This is a genomic window from Candidatus Levibacter sp. Uisw_134_01 (genome assembly GCF_047717795.1).
Taxonomy (GTDB): domain Bacteria; phylum Pseudomonadota; class Alphaproteobacteria; order Puniceispirillales; family Marisalimonadaceae; genus Marisalimonas.
The window spans coordinates 129,899-148,651 of the sequence record NZ_CP159808.1; the positions used below are offsets into that span (position 1 = coordinate 129,899).

General features: G+C 32.9%; 19 protein-coding genes. 11 read left to right on the top strand and 8 right to left on the bottom strand.

Annotated elements, in window-relative coordinates; translation table 11 throughout:
• The first annotated feature begins 38 nt into the window (after nucleotides 1-38).
• Both ABXT66_RS00695 and ABXT66_RS00700 read left to right on the top strand, forming a co-directional pair.
• Nucleotides 39-590 carry a TRAP transporter small permease gene (locus tag ABXT66_RS00695; RefSeq protein ID WP_443643746.1) on the top strand — a complete coding sequence of 184 codons (552 nt, stop codon included), beginning with the start codon at nucleotides 39-41 and terminating at the stop codon, nucleotides 588-590.
• A 24-nt stretch (nucleotides 591-614) separates the two neighbouring features.
• On the top strand, nucleotides 615-1,898 hold the full coding sequence (locus tag ABXT66_RS00700) for a TRAP transporter large permease (RefSeq protein WP_443643747.1): 1,284 nt from the start codon (nucleotides 615-617) through the stop codon (nucleotides 1,896-1,898).
• Here ABXT66_RS00700 and ABXT66_RS00705 read toward each other — a convergent pair.
• Nucleotides 1,886-3,169, bottom strand: a complete 1,284-nt coding sequence (locus ABXT66_RS00705) for an amidase (protein WP_443643748.1) — start codon at nucleotides 3,167-3,169, stop codon at nucleotides 1,886-1,888. The two genes, ABXT66_RS00700 and ABXT66_RS00705, sit on opposite strands and share 13 nt — an antisense overlap.
• A 109-nt stretch (nucleotides 3,170-3,278) precedes the next feature.
• On the opposite strand from ABXT66_RS00705, the gene ABXT66_RS00710 reads away from it, so the two are divergent.
• A complete protein-coding gene (locus tag ABXT66_RS00710; protein ID WP_443643749.1) occupies nucleotides 3,279-4,661 on the top strand; it encodes an MmgE/PrpD family protein in 1,383 nt (460 codons plus the stop codon).
• A 17-nt stretch (nucleotides 4,662-4,678) separates the two neighbouring features.
• Nucleotides 4,679-5,854, top strand: coding sequence for an acyl-CoA dehydrogenase family protein (locus tag ABXT66_RS00715; protein WP_443643750.1), 1,176 nt, complete (start codon nucleotides 4,679-4,681; stop codon nucleotides 5,852-5,854).
• On the opposite strand, the gene ABXT66_RS00720 is transcribed toward ABXT66_RS00715, so the two are convergent.
• The 3 genes from ABXT66_RS00720 to ABXT66_RS00730 are packed head-to-tail and all read right to left on the bottom strand — an operon-like array spanning nucleotide 5,851 to nucleotide 7,324.
• Nucleotides 5,851-6,207: an AzlD domain-containing protein gene (locus tag ABXT66_RS00720; RefSeq protein WP_443643751.1), complete on the bottom strand. Its 357-nt coding sequence runs from the start codon at nucleotides 6,205-6,207 to the stop codon at nucleotides 5,851-5,853. The two genes, ABXT66_RS00715 and ABXT66_RS00720, sit on opposite strands and share 4 nt — an antisense overlap.
• Nucleotides 6,200-6,919 (bottom strand): AzlC family ABC transporter permease, encoded by a 720-nt coding sequence (locus ABXT66_RS00725; protein ID WP_443643752.1) that lies wholly within the window; start codon nucleotides 6,917-6,919, stop codon nucleotides 6,200-6,202. Before ABXT66_RS00725 ends, ABXT66_RS00720 begins: the two co-directional genes overlap by 8 nt.
• Nucleotides 6,920-6,937: 18 nt before the next feature.
• Nucleotides 6,938-7,324 (bottom strand): RidA family protein, encoded by a 387-nt coding sequence (locus ABXT66_RS00730; RefSeq protein ID WP_443643753.1) that lies wholly within the window; start codon nucleotides 7,322-7,324, stop codon nucleotides 6,938-6,940.
• Nucleotides 7,325-7,401: 77 nt separating this feature from the next.
• Between ABXT66_RS00730 and ABXT66_RS00735 the strand changes: the two genes are divergently transcribed.
• The 4 genes from ABXT66_RS00735 (at nucleotide 7,402) to ABXT66_RS00750 (ending at nucleotide 11,681) form a co-directional block, all read left to right on the top strand.
• The gene (locus ABXT66_RS00735; RefSeq protein ID WP_443643754.1) at nucleotides 7,402-8,163 is read left to right on the top strand and encodes an SDR family NAD(P)-dependent oxidoreductase; all 762 of its coding nucleotides are present in this window, start codon (nucleotides 7,402-7,404) and stop codon (nucleotides 8,161-8,163) included.
• A gap of 109 nt (nucleotides 8,164-8,272) precedes the next feature.
• Nucleotides 8,273-9,820 carry an acetolactate synthase large subunit gene (locus tag ABXT66_RS00740; RefSeq protein WP_443643755.1) on the top strand — a complete coding sequence of 516 codons (1,548 nt, stop codon included), beginning with the start codon at nucleotides 8,273-8,275 and terminating at the stop codon, nucleotides 9,818-9,820.
• Between the two features lie 209 nt (nucleotides 9,821-10,029).
• Entirely contained in the window at nucleotides 10,030-10,830 is an 801-nt protein-coding gene (locus ABXT66_RS00745) for an EamA family transporter (protein ID WP_443643756.1), read from the top strand.
• 77 nt (nucleotides 10,831-10,907) lie between these two features.
• Entirely contained in the window at nucleotides 10,908-11,681 is a 774-nt protein-coding gene (locus ABXT66_RS00750) for a sulfite exporter TauE/SafE family protein (RefSeq protein WP_443643757.1), read from the top strand.
• A gap of 10 nt (nucleotides 11,682-11,691) precedes the next feature.
• Here ABXT66_RS00750 and ABXT66_RS00755 read toward each other — a convergent pair whose 3' ends face one another.
• On the bottom strand, nucleotides 11,692-12,465 hold the full coding sequence (locus tag ABXT66_RS00755; RefSeq protein ID WP_443643758.1) for a 2-keto-4-pentenoate hydratase: 774 nt from the start codon (nucleotides 12,463-12,465) through the stop codon (nucleotides 11,692-11,694).
• 112 nt (nucleotides 12,466-12,577) lie between these two features.
• Here ABXT66_RS00755 and ABXT66_RS00760 point away from each other — a divergent pair, with 112 nt between their 5' ends.
• Complete coding sequence (locus ABXT66_RS00760; protein WP_443643759.1) at nucleotides 12,578-14,341, top strand: flavin-containing monooxygenase; 1,764 nt, start codon at nucleotides 12,578-12,580, stop codon at nucleotides 14,339-14,341.
• Here the strand turns inward: ABXT66_RS00760 and ABXT66_RS00765 are convergent.
• From ABXT66_RS00765 to ABXT66_RS00775, 3 genes are read right to left on the bottom strand one after another with little or no spacing between them, the layout of a single operon-like run.
• A complete protein-coding gene (locus tag ABXT66_RS00765; RefSeq protein WP_443643760.1) occupies nucleotides 14,338-15,225 on the bottom strand; it encodes an NAD(P)-dependent oxidoreductase in 888 nt (295 codons plus the stop codon). The genes ABXT66_RS00760 and ABXT66_RS00765 overlap by 4 nt on opposite strands.
• Before the next feature lie 30 nt (nucleotides 15,226-15,255).
• A complete protein-coding gene (locus ABXT66_RS00770) occupies nucleotides 15,256-15,873 on the bottom strand; it encodes a glutathione S-transferase N-terminal domain-containing protein (protein WP_443643761.1) in 618 nt (205 codons plus the stop codon).
• 11 nt (nucleotides 15,874-15,884) lie between these two features.
• Nucleotides 15,885-16,262 carry an NIPSNAP family protein gene (locus tag ABXT66_RS00775; protein ID WP_443643762.1) on the bottom strand — a complete coding sequence of 126 codons (378 nt, stop codon included), beginning with the start codon at nucleotides 16,260-16,262 and terminating at the stop codon, nucleotides 15,885-15,887.
• A gap of 127 nt (nucleotides 16,263-16,389) precedes the next feature.
• Here ABXT66_RS00775 and ABXT66_RS00780 point away from each other — a divergent pair, with 127 nt between their 5' ends.
• Together ABXT66_RS00780 and ABXT66_RS00785 are read left to right on the top strand one after the other, a co-directional pair.
• Nucleotides 16,390-17,523: a fumarylacetoacetate hydrolase family protein gene (locus ABXT66_RS00780; RefSeq protein ID WP_443643763.1), complete on the top strand. Its 1,134-nt coding sequence runs from the start codon at nucleotides 16,390-16,392 to the stop codon at nucleotides 17,521-17,523.
• A gap of 18 nt (nucleotides 17,524-17,541) precedes the next feature.
• Nucleotides 17,542-18,672: a CaiB/BaiF CoA transferase family protein gene (locus ABXT66_RS00785; RefSeq protein ID WP_443643764.1), complete on the top strand. Its 1,131-nt coding sequence runs from the start codon at nucleotides 17,542-17,544 to the stop codon at nucleotides 18,670-18,672.
• Nucleotides 18,673-18,753 lie beyond the last annotated feature (81 nt).

Genomic DNA, 18,753 nt, shown 5'->3' on the forward strand with positions numbered 1-18,753 from the left:
ATTCAGGCCTTCTTACATTTTTACATTAAAGTAAAAACATGAATTCATTTTACAAAATTTCAAATACATTAAAATCCAATATTAATTTAGTTTTAGGAAATTGTTCAGCTTATTTAATGATAGCTGTCACACTCTTTGCATTAGCTGAAATTATTCGAAGATATATTTTTGGAGTTGTGTTTGAGTGGGGCCAAGATGCAGTCATATATGCAATGGTTTCGTCTGTTGCATTATATATTTGTGTTACGCAAATTAAAAGAGGCCATTTAGTTATGAGCGCAGTGCTTCAGTTATTAAATGCTAAAGGCTTTCATCGAACAGTCGGGTCTCTTAAAATTTTTGTCTCATTTTTTATATCTCTATTTACAGGATCATTAACATATACCGCTTATTCAACTATTGAGTATTCAATACAAATAGGAGAAAGAACGGAAAGCTTGTTTTTTTACATGTGGCCTTTTCATTTTATACTTGCAATTGGAATGGGATTAATGTGCGTGGTTTCGTTTCTTCAATTTATTGAAGATATTCATAGTTATATCAAAGGTGATCACTTTACTGATGAAGTTGAAGTGGCAACAGATGTCTAAATTTTTTAGAATAGGAGATAAATAATGTTTTCATTAGGTGGATACTTATTTAGTCTCTTGTTCGCTGGTGCGCCTATAGGTATAGCACTTGCTGGTGCAACCGCCTTACTCGTTTTATTTGATGATTTTTTAACATACAGCACCTTATTTGAAGCATTCTTCAGTTTCTTAACTAAATATACATTAGTAGCAATTCCATTCTTTATTTATGCTGGTTTTTTAATGGAACGGACTGGGTTAGTTGGAAGTCTTTTTAAGTTTGCTGATGCCCTAGTTGGTTGGGTTCCAGGTGGTTTTGCATACGCAACTTTGTTAGCTGCTGTTTTATTCGGAGCTATTTCAGGATCGTCTACTGCTATGGCTGCCGCTATGAGTGTTATAGCATATCCAGAACTTGTAAAAAGAGGTTACCCAAAGTGGATGGCCGCAGGCGTGATTGCGTCTGCAGGTGGTATTGCACTTTTGATACCTCCAAGCATAACACTTATATTATTTGGTGTTATTACAGAAATGGATATAATAAAATTATTCTTTGCTGGAATTATTCCTGGGATAATGTTGGCTATAAGTGACGCTGTAATTATAGTGAGTGTTTCTCTATTTATAAAATTACCTAGAGGTAAGTTTGATTTATGTGAAGTTTGGATATCTTTTAAAGAAGCTCTTCCAGCCTTATTAATGCCGGTTATTATTTTAGGTGGATTGTATGGTGGAATATTTACTCCGACTGAAGCTGGTGCCGCTGCCGCTGCTTATGCTTTGTTTTATGGATTAATATTTAAGCGTAAAACTTTTATAAAAGAAGTTATGCCAACAACAATAAGAACAATGAATCTTACAGCTGTTGTATTTTTCTTACTAGGTTGTGTTGGAATATTTCAATTTTACTTAGCAAATATGGGCTGGCCTATGATGATTGCTGAATGGGCTGGTGAATTAGGTTTATCTAAACATGGATTTCTTTTTGCATTAATGGGTTCATTGTTATTTTTGTCTATGTTTTTAACTGGTGTGGCTATTTTAGTGTTAACTGTACCAATTTATTTTCCAGTTGCTTTAGCACTTGGTGTCGATCCAATTCATCTTGGGATATTAACAGCTTTATGTATAGAAATAGGTAGTGTTATTCCGCCTGTTGGACTTAACTTGTTTGCAGTTAGTGGTGTAACAGGGTTGCCTGTAACGACTGTTATAAAGGGTTCATTTCCTTTTTGTATATCAGACACCGTGGTTTTAATAATAGTATTGTTATTTCCAGCGCTAGCTCTAACCTTACCTGAGATTTTGGTAGTATCTCATTTTAAATAATTATCATAAATAGTTTTAGAATAATCTAGCAATTCGTCGTCATTTCCAAACTTTGTAACTAGTTGACAGCCAATTGGTAGATTTTGTAACCCTTTAAATAATGGCAAAGTTACGCAAGGGTTGCCGCTCAACGACCATGTCGTGTTAAACATAGGTGAACCAGTATATCCAAGCCCTTTTAAAGCTTCACCAGGTGCACTTGGAGTAATTATAAGATCTATGTCTTTAAAAACTTCATCAATTTCATTTTTTAAAATAGAAAGTTTTTTTATGGCAGCCTTATATAGTTTGTTAGTGACCTGATATCCATCATTTAATCTTCCACTTCTAAGTTGATCACTTAATTCGTTATAGTAATTAAATCTTTCGTAAGAAATAGATCTTTTAAATTCGTAGCCGCTTATGTCTAAGTGTAATTGATCAGCTTTTGAAATAATTTGATTTAGATTAATATCAGTTATATCAAGTTTTTCAACACGCAGTTTTTCGATAAATTTTTCTAAGTTATTTTGTGTTGAAATGTCAGTTTTATCCCAATGCGGTGTTCTAACAAAACCAATTTTAATATTTTTCAAATCAATATTTTTAGGTTTTATAATTTTTTCTTCTAATAATATTGAACGAAAAAGAGATACATCTTCAACAGATCTTGTCATTAATCCTAAGGTATCAATTGTTGGCGAATTTGGAAGTATTCCAGATTTGTCAAAGTCTCCATAAGTAGGTTTGTATCCAACTATTCCGCAATAAGCTGCAGGCCTAATGACTGAACCGGTTGTCTGTGTTCCAAAACAAACTGGTGCCATCATAGCAGCTACAGCTGCTGCTGATCCAGAGCTTGATCCACCTGGTGTAAAATTTTTATTATGTGGATTTGTTGTTTGTCCAGGGCCTCTATGACCGAGTTCAGTTGATACTGTTTTGCCTAGAAATATACATCCAGATTGTTTGGCAATAGAAACCGAACCAGCGTCTCTTGAAGGTATATTATTTTCATAAAAAGGAGTTCCTAATCCAGAAGGAATGTTGCTAGCATCAATGATATCTTTAATTCCAAAAGGGATTCCTAATAAAGAACTATCATTTAATTCGTCAAGTTCCCTTGCTTTTTTTAAGGCATTTTTTTCATCTAGATATATCCATGCCTTTACGTCGCTATCTTTTTGTTTAATTTTATCAAAGCAACTTAAAACCCATTCGTATATAGACAATTTTCTATTTTTTATAAGTTCAATTGCTTCGGTTGCAGTTAATTCATATGGGTTTGTCATGTTACTCATTCTTTTTAATTTTAAAATTTATACATAGTAAGGGTTATTTTTTGGTTTTGTAAAATTAAATTTTAGTTTAACGTTTTAGTGAAGTTAATTGGAGGAATAAATGGAAAATATGACAGAAAAGTTTGCTGAGTTTTGTGAAGAATTAAAATATGAAGACTTGCCTCCAGAAGTTATTAAAAGAACTAAATTGTTAATTTTAGATACAGTAGGAATTATTATTAGGGCTAGGCATGATGCTGAATCAACCACTAGTCTAGTTTCTGCAATTGATAAATTAGAAATGAGGAATGGCAGTTGCCAAGTTTTTTCTGACAAAAAAACCTATACACCAAGTGCAGCCGCTTTATTAAATGGAACTTTAGCTCATTCACTTGATTTTGATGACACTCATGCAGAGGCATCGCTTCATTCAAGTGCACCTATTTTGTCAGCAGCATTGGCTGCGGCTCAAATGAACAAATCATCAGGGCAAGAATTGATAACTGCATGTGTTGTTGGTTACGAAACTCAAATAAGATTAGGTTTGGCAGGCGGATCATCAGCACATTACAAAAAAGGATTTCATCCTACTGCAACATGTGGTGTTTTTGGAGCGGTTGCAGCAGCAGGGTATCTTATGGGTTTAACTAAAGATCAGTTTATTTCGGCTTTTGGGATTGCATTAAGTCAATCGGCAGGTTCCATGCAATTCCTTACAGATGGAGCTTGGACCAAAAGATCACATGTTGGTCAAGCAGCACAAAATGGCTTAAGTTGTGCCACTATGGCTGGGGAAGGTTTTAAAGGGCCATCACAAGCATTTGAAGGGCAATGGGGTTACTTTCATTCATATGCGTCTGGTGGTGACTTCAAAAAAGCTTTACATGGCCTTGGCAAAAAATTTGAAACTCTGAATTTAGGTGTAAAACCTTACCCATCCTGTAGGTATAGTCACGCAGCAATTGATGGCATTATAGAGCTTAAAAATGAATTAGGCTTTTCATCTGAAGATGTCGACAATATTGACATTGGATTATCTGAAACAGCATTGAATATAATTGGTTATCCATTAAAGGATAAACAACATCCTAAAAGTATAGTGGATGGACAGTTTTCTATGCCTTTTTGTGCTGCGGTTACAGTTAAGAGCGGAGGATTAAACTGGGATGATTACAATAAACATTTAAATAACAATGATACTCTTTCCTTTTGTAATAAAATAAAAGTTAGTCCAGATGAAGATGCTGAAAAATGTTGTCCAGAGTATATGAGTGCTAAAGTCAAATTAGTAGTGAATGGCGTTAAGCATGAAAAATTTGTGAAAATCCCAAAAGGAGAACCAGAAAATTTTATGAAGGATGATGAGTTTATTTCAAAATTTAAAGGCTTAACTGAGCCATATTTATCAAATAAGAGAGTTGATCAATTAACAGAGATGATGCTTAAAATTGATCAAGCAAATAATGTAAATTCAATTTTTGAATTTAGTCAAATTGATGTGTAAGTTTTAAGGAGTAGATTATGAATGAACAAAGATTAGTAGATATTGATCCTAAAAGTGCTACATCCGAAGAAGATATTCTTATTATAGATACAATAAATAAGTTTTTAGAAAAAGATGTGAAACCCTTTGTTAAAGAATTTGAGTCTGAAGATAAATATCCACAATTAATTGCAGACAAAATGGCTGAACTAGGCCTTTTTGGTGCGACTATATCTCCTGAATATGGAGGGTTAGGTCTGTCGGCAGTTACTTATTCAAAAATCGTTGAAAATGTATCAGCAGTATGGATGTCAGTGTCAGGTATTTTTAATTCTCATCTAATAATGTGCGCAGCGGTTGAGAGATTTGGTACAGAAGAAATGAAACAATATTATCTTCCAAAATTTGCATCTGGTGAAATTAGGGGTGGTATTGCGCTTACAGAACCAGATTGTGGAACAGATTTACAGTCAATAAAAACCAAAGCACAAAAAGAAGGCGATGATTACATAATCAATGGAAATAAAACTTGGATTACTAATTCTGTAGAAGGTTCAATTTTAGCCGTTTTAGTTAAAACAGATGCCAATATTAAACCGGCTCATAAAGGCATGAGTTTAATTCTTGTTGAAAAAAAGCATGGTTTTGTATCTAGAAAATTAAAGAAACTTGGTTATAGAGGAATAGATACTGGTGAAGTGCAATTAGATAATGTAAAAGTTCCAGCCTCTAATTTAATTGGTGAATTAGAAGGTCAGGGTTTAAAGCAAATTTTAGCAGGTTTAGAGCTAGGACGAATAAATGTTGCAGCTAGGGGGGTTGGTGTTTCAAGAGCCGCTTTAGAGGACTCTATAGAATATGCCAAGGTCAGAAAGACTTTTGGGAAACCTATAAGTGAACATCAATCAATTCAAATTAAACTAGCTGAGATGGCAACTAGATTAGAAGCATCTAGGCTATTAACAGAGCAAGCAGCAAAAGCATATGATTCAGGAAATAGATCGGATTTACAGGCAGGTATGGCAAAATTATTTGCTACTGAAACAGCGTTATTTAATTCAACTGAAGCTATGAGAATTCATGGAGGTTTTGGATATTCTCCTGAATATAACATTGAAAGGTATTATAGGGATGCGCCTTTGTTAGCTATTGGAGAAGGTACTAACGAATTGCAAAAACTTATTATTGCCAGGCAATTAGTTTCGGATAATTAAATAATTTGATTATAAATAACCGTTGAACTAAATGCTAAAACACCAGCTACAAGACCTATAATAGGAGTTCTTGAAAAAAATAAAAATATTATAACTCCTAGAAGAAATGGTATTAGCCTTTCAAGCAATTCAGTTTCTGCTAAAGCACCAGTTGGGAAAAAAATAATACGTACCATTAAGCCTGTAGTCATTGCAAATGCAACAGCGTTTATCCATTTTGCAAAAAAACTGTCTTTACGAATTTTACTGGATAAAATAAGTCCAAGAAATCGCCATATAAATATGCCTAAACTTGCTATGAAAAGCATGAACCAAGGCAATAATTCATCATAAAATGTTGAAGTATCAAACATTACTATTTCCTTTCTGAACTAGGTAACTAGTAAACAGACCTATAGTTCCTCCAAAAAGACCTGCAATGATTAAACTCCAGTCACCAATATAAGGAAAGAGAAGAGGGCAAATTATTCCTCCAGAAATAACAGCTACCCTATAATATATTTCAACAGCTCTTAACATTAATATAGTTAAATATAATGGCATAATAAAAATAGGGATTGATACAATATCTGCAGGTAGGAAAAAAAATAATTTATAGCCAAGTACAGTAGTAAAAGATGTTATCGTTACCAAAGCTAAAGTTAACCCTTTAAAAAAAGTCAAAAGCTCTTTTTCTTCAAGCTCATCTTTAGCTTTAGTTAGCTCGGCCCAACCTGTAGGGCTAATAAGATGTGCCCACAATAATTTAGAAATAAATGAAATTTTATGACTGTGAATGTTTATTATAGTCATTCCTGACAATACTAAAAAGAACTGTCTCATGTTAGCTAATAAAACAGTACTAAATAATAGTAATATAGGTGTTCCAATTGTATATAATGAAACAAAAATAACCATTCCTGGCATGCTCCAAAGTATTATGAGTGCTCCTAAACATAAGAAAAGATCAAGCCCAGCTTCTCCTGCAAAAACACCATAACCAAACATGGCAGCACTCATTCCAATTCCAGGGAAACCAAAGCCAGTTAAAATACCTTTTTTAAAAGCACTATCTCTCTTTTTCATAAATTAATTTTTTCTAAATCATTGTTTTGCTATTAGATCAATTTCAACAGATGCGCCTACAGCAAGACCAGTTACACCAATACAAGTTCTAGCAGGAAGTTTGTTTTCGTCAAAATACGATTTGTAAATTTTATTTACTTTATCAAAATCTTGAAAGTTTACTAAATAAACCCTCACAAATGTTACCCTATCCAACGAAGATCCTGATTGTTTTAAAACGTTTATAAGATTTGTCATAACTTGATGAGTTTGTTCTTCTACGTCATTACTAACCAGTACTTCAGGATTATCTGGCAATGTTGGCATTTGTCCAGTAACAAAAATAAAGCCACCTGCCTTAACAGCGTGACTAAAGGGACCTACTCTTTTAGGGCCAGTTTCAAATACTAAATGTTCTATATCCAATCGACTGCTCCCAGTTAGATTATTTGTTGTCAAAAAGGTTATTTCAAATAAACTTGCATTAAAGGGGAGAATTTTCAATGAGATTTAAAAACAAAACTGTCTTTATTACTGGTGCTGCAGGGGGCATAGGTCGTCAAACGGGATTAAGTTTTGCCAAAGAAGGTGCAAATGTTGTAGTTACAGATTTAGACTTTGATATGGCGAAAAGAGTAGCAGATGAAATACAATCTGCTGGTGGTAGTTCAGAACCATTTAAATTAGATGTAACAAATCAAGACGAAACAATTGAAATAATGAACAATGCTTATAAACATTTTGGAAGTTTAGATGTTGCATTCTGTAATGCTGGAATTAGAGAAATTGTATCACCAATAGAACTGTCTATTGAAGAATGGAGAAAGGTTATTGATATAAATGTAACTGGTGTTTTTATTACAGCTCAAACATTTGCTAAGCATTGTATTGATATGAAAAACAAAGGCAACATAGTTATAACTTCTTCAACATTAAGTATAACATCAGCACCTAATAGGTGCGCTTATACAGCTTCAAAGCATGCTACAGCTGGTATGACAAAGCAATTAGCAATGGATTTGGCTAAATATGATATTAGAGTGAATGCTGTTGGACCAGGAGTTATTCGAACACCTTTGACTGAAAGGTATTTTCAAGATGAAGTTGCTTCACAAAAAGTAAGAAACTTACACGCTATGAAACGTTGGGGGGAACCTAATGAAATTTCTAGTGCTGTTTTGTACTTAGCAAGTGAAGAAGCTAGTTTTTGTACAGGAACTAATTTAATCGTTGATGGTGGATGGACAGCAGGAAAAGATTGGTAGTTATTTTATATATTACCAATTAGATTTTTTTATTTGATAAATTAAATGATTAATGTATTAGAGATTAGTTATTTAGTTAATATGTTAAATAATTAATTTGGAGAATGTAATGAATGGAGCAGAAAGTTTAGTAGCGACTTTATTAAAAGGAGATGTAAATGTTTGTTTTACTAATCCAGGAACGTCAGAAATGCATTTTGTTGCAGCTCTAGATCAATATGAAAAGATGAGAAGTATTTTATGTTTGTTTGAGGGTTGTGCAACTGGCGCTGCTGATGGTTATTTTAGAATGCAAAGAACTCCAGCTTCAACTCTATTACACTTAGGTCCAGGATTAGCTAACGGACTTGCAAATCTTCATAATGCTAAAAAAGCAAGTTCAGGCATTGTAAATATTGTAGGTGAACATGCTCTTGATCATATCAAATTAAATGCACCCTTAACTTCTGATATAGAAGGAATTGCTAGACCAGTTTCCCATTGGGTTAAAACTAGTAAATCATCTAAGGACATAGCAATTGACGGGGCTGAAGCTATTAAGATGGCCAAAGTAAACCCAGGTCAAATTGCAACATTAATATTGCCCGGTGATACTGCTTGGAATGAAGGAAATGAACTAGATAGAGTTGAGTTTAAAAGTAGTTCAAACAAGGTGCCAACTGACTCAATTCAAGAAGGAATAGAAGCTTTACAAAGTGCAAAAAACCCATTGATCCTTGTCGGAGGTGCTGCTCTAGAAGAGAAAAACTTAATTAAGATAGCTAAAATAGCTGATAAAATGAATTGCCCAATTAAGACGGACTGGTTTAATGCCCGTTTAGATAAAGGTGCTGGAAGAATTAACTCTGTTAGAATTCCTTACGTAGTTGATAATGCAGTCGAAGTATTAAAATCATTTGATACTATTATTGTAATAGGAGCAAGAAGGCCTGTCGCGTTTTTTGCATATCCAAATAAACCAGGGATTTTAACACAAGATAGTACAAAGTTTGTAGAACTTGCATCTCTTTCTGATGACATAACAGATCTTATTGAAAAATTGTCTGATAAAATTGGGGTTTCTAATAAAGTACCTTCAACAATGTCAAAATTAAAGATTCCAGAAATTCCAAAAGGACCGATTAATACAACCTCCCTTGGAATGGTTTTAGGAGCCTTGATTCCAGAAAATGCAATAGTAGTTGATGAATCTGTTACTACTGGAAGAGAGTTTTTTAATCAAACTGCGGGATCTTGTCCTCATACATGGCTAAATAATTGTGGAGGTTCTATTGGATTTGGGATGCCAGTGGCAATCGGAGCAGCTATAGCTTGTCCACATCAAAAGGTAATAGCCTTAGAGGGTGATGGAAGTGCTATGTATACTGTTCAATCCTTGTGGACAATGGCCAGAGAAAATTTAGATATAGTCGTATTAATATTTGCAAATCAAAGTTATAAAATCTTGCAAGGTGAATTGACTAATGTTGGTGTTACTAATCCAGGAAAATCAGCTTTGGAAATGTTGTCTTTAAAAGATCCGTCTTTAGACTGGGTTTCAGTATCTAAGGGTATGGGCGTAGACGGAGTTCGTGTAGATAATATAGAAGATTTAGTCAAAAATTTTAAGCATGGATTAAAAGAAAATGGTCCGTTCTTAATTGAAGTAATGATTTAAAGAGTTTTGATATAACAAAATTGTAATAATTCAGTTTATAAAAAATTATCTTGAGAAATCAGGTGATTCAAGATTGATGAAATTAAGGTAGATCTTGACTATATGATACTTAATACTCTACTTATTACGCCTAATTCTTTTAATAATTATAGTTAGGTTTTGGTATTACAGACACCATAGTTATTTGCGCAGTACTATCTGCTGCTTTTTTGCACGCACTTTGGAACTTTATATTAAGAGGTTCCATTGACAAATTCATCAGTATGACAGCAGTTGTTCTTGGCCATTTGCCTTTGGCAATCACGGGTATTTTTATTTTTGGATTACCTAATATTAAGGGATTAATTTTCATTTTAGTGAGTTCTTTTTTACATGTTTTTTATCAAATATTCTTACTAAACGCATATAAACATGGTGAATTATCTGAGATTTACCCAGTTGCAAGAGGTTTATCTCCTCTAATTATAATTTCAATAAGTTTGTTTTTTCTTAATGAAGATATTTCATTTTACGAAGTTTTAGGGATTTTTATTATTTCTTTATCATTAATAATTTATGGAATTAAACAAATAAGAAATAACAAGTCCAACATTACAGGTTTTTATCTAGCAATTGCAACTGGTTGTTTAATAGCCAGTTACTCTATTGTAGATGGTCATGGTGCAAGAGTCACACAAAATCCAATAGGTTTTTTTAGTTCAATGACTTTGATTAATGCTTTAATATTTTATTGTTTTGCTCGATGGAAAGAAAGACAAATAATAAAAAAGATTTTTGTTGGTGAGAAGATATCATTCTTTGTTGGCGGTGCGGCTTCTTATTTAGCCTATGGTATCGTAGTGTGGGCATGTTTATACCTGCCAATTGCCGTAGTTTCTTCCGTAAGAGAAACTTCAATTCTATTTGCTGTTTTTCTAGGCTTGTTGTTCTTAAAAGAAAAGTTAAATTTCTTTAAACTATTTTTAATAATAGGATTGTTTGCAGGCTTAATATTTTTAAGATTAGGATAAAAGTTATTAGTATTAAATAAATAGCTAATGTAACTTCGATTTACATGGTAGTTAATATTTTTAATGAAGGTTAGATTTTGGATATTTTAAATAACCCTAATGAAATAGCTCTAATAGTAGGGTTGGCCTATTTAATAGCAGGAGTAGTAAAGGGAGTAATTGGTATAGGTCTACCAACTACCGCAATAACGATTATGACTTTTTTTATCTCTCCTTTAATGGCTTTAGGCTTAAACCTTATACCTATGACTGTTGCTAATATTTGGCAATTTAGCAAGGCAGATAATCCCAAAAAGTTAATTAACAATTATAAATATTTCGCTTTTTCATTAGTAATTTGTATTTTAATAACCTCGTTTTATGCCTATGAAATAGGAGATAATTTAGTAAGGCTTATTTTTTCATTTGCAGTAATATTATTTGTTGGTCTTCAAATTTTTGGTTTCAATTTTAAAATGAAATCAAATCATGATATTTTTTGGCAAAGTGGCCTTGGTGCTTTAGGAGGGTTAATTGGAGGTGTTGCTTCGATATGGGCCGTTCCTGTAACAATGTATTTATTGATGAAAAATGTTAAACCCAAACATTTTGTAGATGTTAGTGGTTTTTTAATTACAATTGGATGTATTCCTGTTTCCGTTGGGTATATTGCCACAGGTGTATTTCAATCAAATATGTTTATTTATGGAGCACTTGGTTCTGTTACAGCTGTGATAGGTTTCCAGATTGGTGAAAAGTTAAGAAATAAAATAAATGCAAAAACATTTAAAAAATTATTACTTATATTCTTTAGTATTGCAGCTTTAAAAATGATAATTCAGTCACTCATAGAATTTAACGTGTTTTTTTAAAATAGCTTTATCAGATAATTTTAATTTCAACTTCAGATAAATTGCCTACTTTGTAAATAATATGATCTCCTGTTTGAGGTGCTCGAGTTTTAATTACACTTCCAGTAATTATAACACTACCTTTAGGGATTGTCCGTCCATGAGAAAGTAGTAAATTAGCAACCCAAGATAATGATTCTAACGGATTTGCGTCTTTAATCATTGCATTTTGTGGAGGTTCGTCATTCCAAAATAGTTGAGATTTAATATTATCAAGATTTAAATTTCCCCAATTTGGAAGTTCTTTACCTAAAACTATTCCTGAACACCAGGCATTATCTGTGATCATAGTCAATGGGTTGATGTTTGAATAATCAGCTTCTCTATCAATAATAAGTTCAAAGGCAGGTGAAAGAGATTTCACATATTGTCTAATATTATCTTTATTAAATGAATCCATATTAGGTTTTAAATCATCAGATAAAGTTGCAGCTATTTCAAACTCTAGTCCTAACCCATGGAAATTACTTAGTTCAAATGTTGAAGGACTATTCTTTATTTCATTGGCAAAAATTCCACCAGCTATAGGATGATCTATTCCACATAATTCCTGTTGAATTTTGGAAGCCAAAGCTATTTTAAAGCCACCTAATTCCCCTCGACCAGATTTTTTTTGAAATATCTGTTGTGCTTTATAAGCCTCATCAAAATCTGAAGGCATTAAGGCTTCAGGTAAGTTTTGAAAGTTCATTTTTGCATTATGTTGATCCAACATAAATTGAGCTGTTTGTTCTAATCTATCCATAATAAAAACCCTCATAATCAACTTATTTTATTTATAATAATATACTATAAAAATTTTCTATTCTTAGAAAGTTTTGTTTGATATTATAACTATATGTTTTTTGGAGTTTTTGTTGTTAGATAGTCACATCGTTAACATTAGAAATGAAGTAGATAATTGGCTTTTAAGTTTTAACGAAGCTATATCCGATAAAAATAGCAAAACAGATTCTATAGAAAATCTTAATAAATTATTTTTTGAGAACTCTCATTGGAGAGATATATTAGCGCTCACTTGGCAGATCCAAACAACATCTGGCAAACAAAATATAATTCCAAAACTTTATGATACGGTTTTAAATGTTATTGCTAAAGACTTTGTTATCGATCCACAAAGAACTCAACCTAGGGAAGTTATCAGAGCGGGTAAGAATGTTGTAGAAGTCATTTTAAAATTTAAAACAAAGTTTGGTTATTGTGAGGGCGTAGTTAGATTATATGAAGACAGTGAGGTCTCAGGGACTTTTAAAGCATGGAATTTTCTTACAGCTTTAAGTGATCTTAATTCTTCATTTAATAAAAAAGAGGATCAATATGAAAATACTTTGGAAGGTCCTAATTGGTTAGATGTTAGAAAAGAAGACAGATTATATAAAGACAGAGACCCTGAAGTTTTAGTTGTTGGGAGTGGGCAAGCCGGCCTATCAATTGCGGCAAGATTGAAACAACAAAATATTGATACTCTTGTTGTAGATAAAAATGAAAGAGTTGGGGATAATTGGAGAAATAGATATCACTCTTTAAAATTACATAATCAGACCCATGTAAATCATCTGCCCTACATGCCATTCCCTCCTACTTGGCCAACGTATATTCCCAAAGACAAATTAGCCGGTTGGTTTGAGTATTATGCTGAGAGTATGGAGTTAAATGTTTGGACAAAAACAACCTTTATTAGTGCAGAATACGATAAAACTGAAAAAAATTGGAATGTTAAGCTTAAATTATCCGATGGTAATGAAAGGATAATGAAGCCCAAGCATATAGTAATGGCCGTTGGTGTGAGCTCAGTTCCTAATCGTACTAAAATCCCAGGAATGGATGGTTATAAGGGTAAGGTAATTCACTCAACAGATTACAGTAATGGCAGAGATTACAAAGGTAAAAATGTATTGGTATTTGGCACCGGTACAAGCGCGCATGACGTTGCACAAGATTTGTACGTTCACGGTGCAAATGTTAAAATTGTCCAGCGATCACCATCTATGGTTGTAAATGTTGAGCCTAGCGCTCAGCTTCCCTATCAACTATACAGGGAAGGACCAAACACTGATGATTGTGATTTAATTACGATTTCAAGTCCTCTTAAAGTTCTAAAAAAAACACATCAACTACTTACAGAAAAGACAAAAGAAATTGATAAGTCTTTATTGGACAAATTAGAAGAGGTTGGGTTTAGATTAGAATACGGAGAAGAAAATACCGGGTGGCAATTTAAATATTTAACTAGAGGTGGTGGTTATTATTTTAATGTTGGAGCTTCTGATTTAATAGCCGAAAGAAAAATTAAAGTAATACAATTTTCTGATATTATTAATTTTAATGCTTCAGGAATAGAGATGAAATCAGGTGATAACTTTGATATTGATTTGATGGTTACTGCAACCGGTTACAAAGGCCAAGAATATGTAGTTGAAGAGTTTTTTGGTAAAGCAGTTGTTGAAAAGCTTGGACCTATTTGGGGATTTGATAATGATAGACAAGAATTAAGAAATATGTGGATACAGACTAACCAACCTGGTCTATGGTTTCATGCAGGAAGCTTAGCTCAATGCAGAATTTTTTCAAAATTTCTAGCTTTGCAAATTAGGGCAATACAAGAGGGAACACTTATTTAAGGCCTAATTTTTACTCCTGATTTTTTTTCGTATGTAAGAGCGACATTGCTCATATCAGCATCTTCACCAAATTCATCTATAGTAGATTTTAAAAGCTCTTGAGACAATTTTCCAAGTGGAATTTCAACCTGATTAGTATCAGCAATTCTGGTTGCAACGCCAGCGTCCTTTTGCATCAAACCAGTGCTGAAACCTTGTACCATTTTTCCGGAAAGAATATTGTCCGGAAGTGTGATTTCGGTTGCATAGTTTCTCCCTGAGCTTTTCTGGATAATATTTACAGCTTTTTCAGGATCAACACCGTCTTTTACAAGCATGGAGATAACTTCGAAAGTAGCCATTCTACATATTAAATTGAGTAAGTTGTTACCTGCCTTGATTGAATGTCCTGATCCGATCTCTCCTGCATAGAATATATTTGAACTAATATCGTCCATTATAGGCTTAATGGTAGAAAATTGATTTTTAGTTCCACCTACCATTATAGCTATATTACCCTGATTAGCTCCTTTTGGACCGCCACTTACTGGAGCATCAATAAAATTTATACCTTTTTGTTTAAGAGCATTAGAAATTTTTCTGGTAATTTCTGGCTCTCCAGTTGTCATGTCAATAATATATGTATCTTTTTTAGCAGTTTTTAATAATCCGTGATCTCCATTTACAACTTTCTCTACAATAGCACTCGTTGGTAAACATAAAAAGATTCGTGAAGTTTGTGAGGCTAATTCAGCAGGAGTAGAGCAAGCCAAAGCTCCTTTATCAGTGAAGTATTTAATATTATTTTCGTCAAGGTCATAAATAATAAGCTGATATTTTTTTAATAATCTCTTAGCAAGGGGGGTCCCCATATTACCTAAGCCAATAAAACCTATTTTTTCCATAAGCATCTCCTGACGCAGGTACTAATAAATTTAGGAAAAAGTACCTAAAATATTTTTCTTAAAACAATTACGGTTACTAATTTTTTTATACCAATTTTGTAAATTAACTAAATTAGTTCGTTCAATTGGTAAAGAATTATACCTATAAGTAGCAACACCCATAATAATATCTGACATACCAAAACTATTATTTAAAATGTATTCATGACCCTCTAAAAAATTATCAAAAATTTCAAATTTTTTATTCAATAAAATAATATTTTTATCAATCAGGTCTTGATCGCGATCTTCAGGAGGATTTCTTACTAATCCCCAGAAGATTGGTGTCATATTTAATTGTAAGTCAGTTGCTTGAAATTCCATCCACTGCTCAGCAATTGCGATATCTTCTGCTTTTGAAGTTTCGTAAACATCAGTGTGTTTTCTATAAAGATATCTCACAATGCTATTTGATTGATTAATTATAGTACCATTATAATCTAAGGTAGGAACAATCAGTTGAGGATTTAATTTCTCATAGTTTTCTACATTAACAGTTCCAAACTTTCCATGCTCGTCATGCCACTTAAATTCAATATTTAATTCGCAAAGGGCCCATGAAACTTTTTGAACATTAATAGAGTTTCGTCTTCCATATAATTGTATCAATGGTGATCCCTTTATTTCATAATTGATAAAGCAGTAGAACTTAAGTTATGTACTAGTATTGAATTTCTATCCACTAAGTTTGCAACTGTTGGGGCTATATTATCTACCCATTCTTTGCTTTCGTATACGGCTTTATATAGTTTTACTTTTTCTTCTTGGCTTTCAAATCTTCTAATCCAAACATACGTGTTCCCTTTTTTTTCAGAGTTCATTACTCTCTCACCATTTTCAAGGGCAAACTGGTCAGAACTATCCATCACAAAACTGCCATGTATTACCATTCCCTGCTCTATTTGAAATGGTATTATTGTTTTTTCCATGAAAGATAGCCATTCACCCATTTTACCAGGAAAAATTTGATATATTCTTAATTCAAAAAAAGCACTCATTTAAATATCCCTTTATAATCAATTTAATTTTTTAACATTATATAATTAAATTTGATTATTCAAATTTTCATTTATATTAATCATTAGGCTAAGTTGCATTTAAAGAAGATCTTATTAGGAGATAGAAATGAATTATGCAGAAGGATGTTTTGTTGGTAGAATTTGGGATCAGACTAAAGGTGGTCCATGTTTAGTTAAAATAAAGGATGGCTTTGTCTTCGATATAACATCTAAAGAAATTCCTACTATGAGAGACTTGCTTGAATTAAAGAACGTTCAAGAATATTTAGACCGTTATGTTGGTGAAAAAGTTATCTCCATAAAAGAATTATTTGAATTAAGCTTAATAAAAACATCCAACATTTCACTTCTTGCGCCATGTGATTTCCAAGCTGTTAAGGCGTGTGGTGTTACATTTGCTAAATCAATGGTTGAGAGGGTCATAGAAGAAAGGGCAGCTGGTGATCCTAAGAAAGCAGAAAGCCTTAGAAATCACATTGGTGGATTGATTGGTGATAGTTTGCAAGACATTGTCCCTGGTTCAGAAAAAGCTTCGGAAGTTAAAAAAGCTCTCATTAATGAAGGATTGTGGTCTCAATATCTAGAAGTTGGCATAGGAAAAGATGCTGAAGTTTTTACTAAAGCACAAACTTTATCATCAGTTGGTTTTGGGTCTGAAGTAGGATTAAACCCAATTTCAAATTGGAACAACCCTGAACCTGAAATTGTTTTAGCAGTTAATAGTAAAGGCATAATACAGGGAGCGACATTAGGTAATGATGTAAACCTCAGAGATGTTGAAGGACGTTCAGCTTTGCTTTTGGGTAAGGCTAAAGATAATAACGCGTCTTGTTCTATTGGGCCTTTTATAAGAATTTTTGACGATAGTTACACCCTTGAAGATATGAAATCAGCCTATATTTCACTAAAGGTAGAAGGTAAAGAAGGATATATATTAAATGGATCTAGTTCAATGTCAGAGATTAGTAGAGATCCAGAAGATCTTGTAAATCAAACTATTGGAAAACACCATCAATATCCAGATGGATTTATGTTATTTTTAGGAACTTTGTTTGCTCCAACTGAAGACAGAGATATTCCTGGAGAAGGCTTTACTCACAAAATTGGAGATAAAGTAACAATTTCTGAATCAAACTTAGGAGAATTAATTAATTTTGTTAATTTATCCACAGCTTGTCCACAATGGGAATTTGGAATAGCGTCTATGATTAAAAATTTAAGTCGAAGAGATCTCTTATAATTTATTAGGGAACTAAGTATGGATGAAAAAATAAAAGGCTCCTTATCAGGTATAAAAGTTTTAGATTTTTCAACGCTTTTACCTGGGCCTCTTGCTAGTTTATTCCTTGCTGAAACTGGCGCAGAAGTGATTAAAATTGAAAGACCTGAAGTTGGTGATGAGATAAGAACATCTTATCCAAAATGGGGTGGTCAAAGCGCTTCTTTTTCAATGCTTAACCGAGGAAAAAAAAGTTTAGCGCTGGATTTAAAAGATCCAGATAGTTTTAAGATCCTTAAACCATTGATAAAAAAAGTGGATATAATTATTGAACAATTCAGGCCAGGTGTAATGAAAAGACTTGGGTTGGACTATGAAACTCTAAGTAAAACTAATAAAAAATTAATTTATGTGTCTATTACTGGGTATGGACAAACTGGCCCTAAAAGTATGGATGCTGGTCATGATTTAAATTATATTGGTAATACAGGTTTGTTAAGTTTAAGTATGGGAAATGACAATAATACCGTTGTTCCACCAGCCCTTGTTGCGGATATAGCTGGCGGGTCCTACCCAGCCGTAATTAATATTTTATTGGCTTTAAGAAAAAGAGACATCAATGAGATGGGATCTTTTATAGACATATCGATGACAGATAATCTTTTTCCTTTTATGTTTTGGGGCCTAGGTTCTGGGTTTTCAAAAAATGTTTGGCCAGGTAATTCAGATTCAGTTCTATCGGGAGGGTCACCAAGATATAATATTTATAAAACTAGAGATGGGGGTTATGTTGCTGCGGCTCCTCTAGAAGATCGTTTTTGGAATAAGTTTTGTGAAGCTATAGATTTGCCAGAAAAGTATATTAAAATGAATGATAATCAAAATGAAGTTATTCAAAAAGTAAGAGAACTTATTGTCTTAAAAGACAAGAATCAATGGTTTGAAATCTTTGCTGAAGCAGATTGTTGTTGTTCAATAGTCAAGTCTATGGAAGAAGCAATTAGTGATAATCATTTCAAAATAAGAGATATTTTTTCTAAGAAAATTAAGAATGAAAATGGTTCTGAAATTCCTGCATTACCTTTGCCTATAGATAATCAGTTTAGGGACAATAAAGCAGTTAAAAAACCTCCAGCACTTGGTGCTCATAACCACTTATTTAATAGTTAACAAAACCTATAACTTGACCTTATCAAATCATGTTGTCAGAGTAATATATAAGAAAATTTTCTTTCTTCTAGTTTAGCTTGT

Coding starts and splice junctions, on each gene's coding strand:
- ABXT66_RS00695 (WP_443643746.1), top strand. CDS start 39: ATGAATTCATTTTACAAAATTTCAAATACATTAAAATCCAATATTAAT.
- ABXT66_RS00700 (WP_443643747.1), top strand. CDS start 615: ATGTTTTCATTAGGTGGATACTTATTTAGTCTCTTGTTCGCTGGTGCG.
- ABXT66_RS00705 (WP_443643748.1), bottom strand. CDS start 3,169: ATGACAAACCCATATGAATTAACTGCAACCGAAGCAATTGAACTTATA.
- ABXT66_RS00710 (WP_443643749.1), top strand. CDS start 3,279: ATGGAAAATATGACAGAAAAGTTTGCTGAGTTTTGTGAAGAATTAAAA.
- ABXT66_RS00715 (WP_443643750.1), top strand. CDS start 4,679: ATGAATGAACAAAGATTAGTAGATATTGATCCTAAAAGTGCTACATCC.
- ABXT66_RS00720 (WP_443643751.1), bottom strand. CDS start 6,207: ATGTTTGATACTTCAACATTTTATGATGAATTATTGCCTTGGTTCATG.
- ABXT66_RS00725 (WP_443643752.1), bottom strand. CDS start 6,919: ATGAAAAAGAGAGATAGTGCTTTTAAAAAAGGTATTTTAACTGGCTTT.
- ABXT66_RS00735 (WP_443643754.1), top strand. CDS start 7,402: ATGAGATTTAAAAACAAAACTGTCTTTATTACTGGTGCTGCAGGGGGC.
- ABXT66_RS00740 (WP_443643755.1), top strand. CDS start 8,273: ATGAATGGAGCAGAAAGTTTAGTAGCGACTTTATTAAAAGGAGATGTA.
- ABXT66_RS00755 (WP_443643758.1), bottom strand. CDS start 12,465: ATGGATAGATTAGAACAAACAGCTCAATTTATGTTGGATCAACATAAT.
- ABXT66_RS00765 (WP_443643760.1), bottom strand. CDS start 15,225: ATGGAAAAAATAGGTTTTATTGGCTTAGGTAATATGGGGACCCCCCTT.
- ABXT66_RS00775 (WP_443643762.1), bottom strand. CDS start 16,262: ATGAGTGCTTTTTTTGAATTAAGAATATATCAAATTTTTCCTGGTAAA.
- ABXT66_RS00780 (WP_443643763.1), top strand. CDS start 16,390: ATGAATTATGCAGAAGGATGTTTTGTTGGTAGAATTTGGGATCAGACT.
- ABXT66_RS00785 (WP_443643764.1), top strand. CDS start 17,542: ATGGATGAAAAAATAAAAGGCTCCTTATCAGGTATAAAAGTTTTAGAT.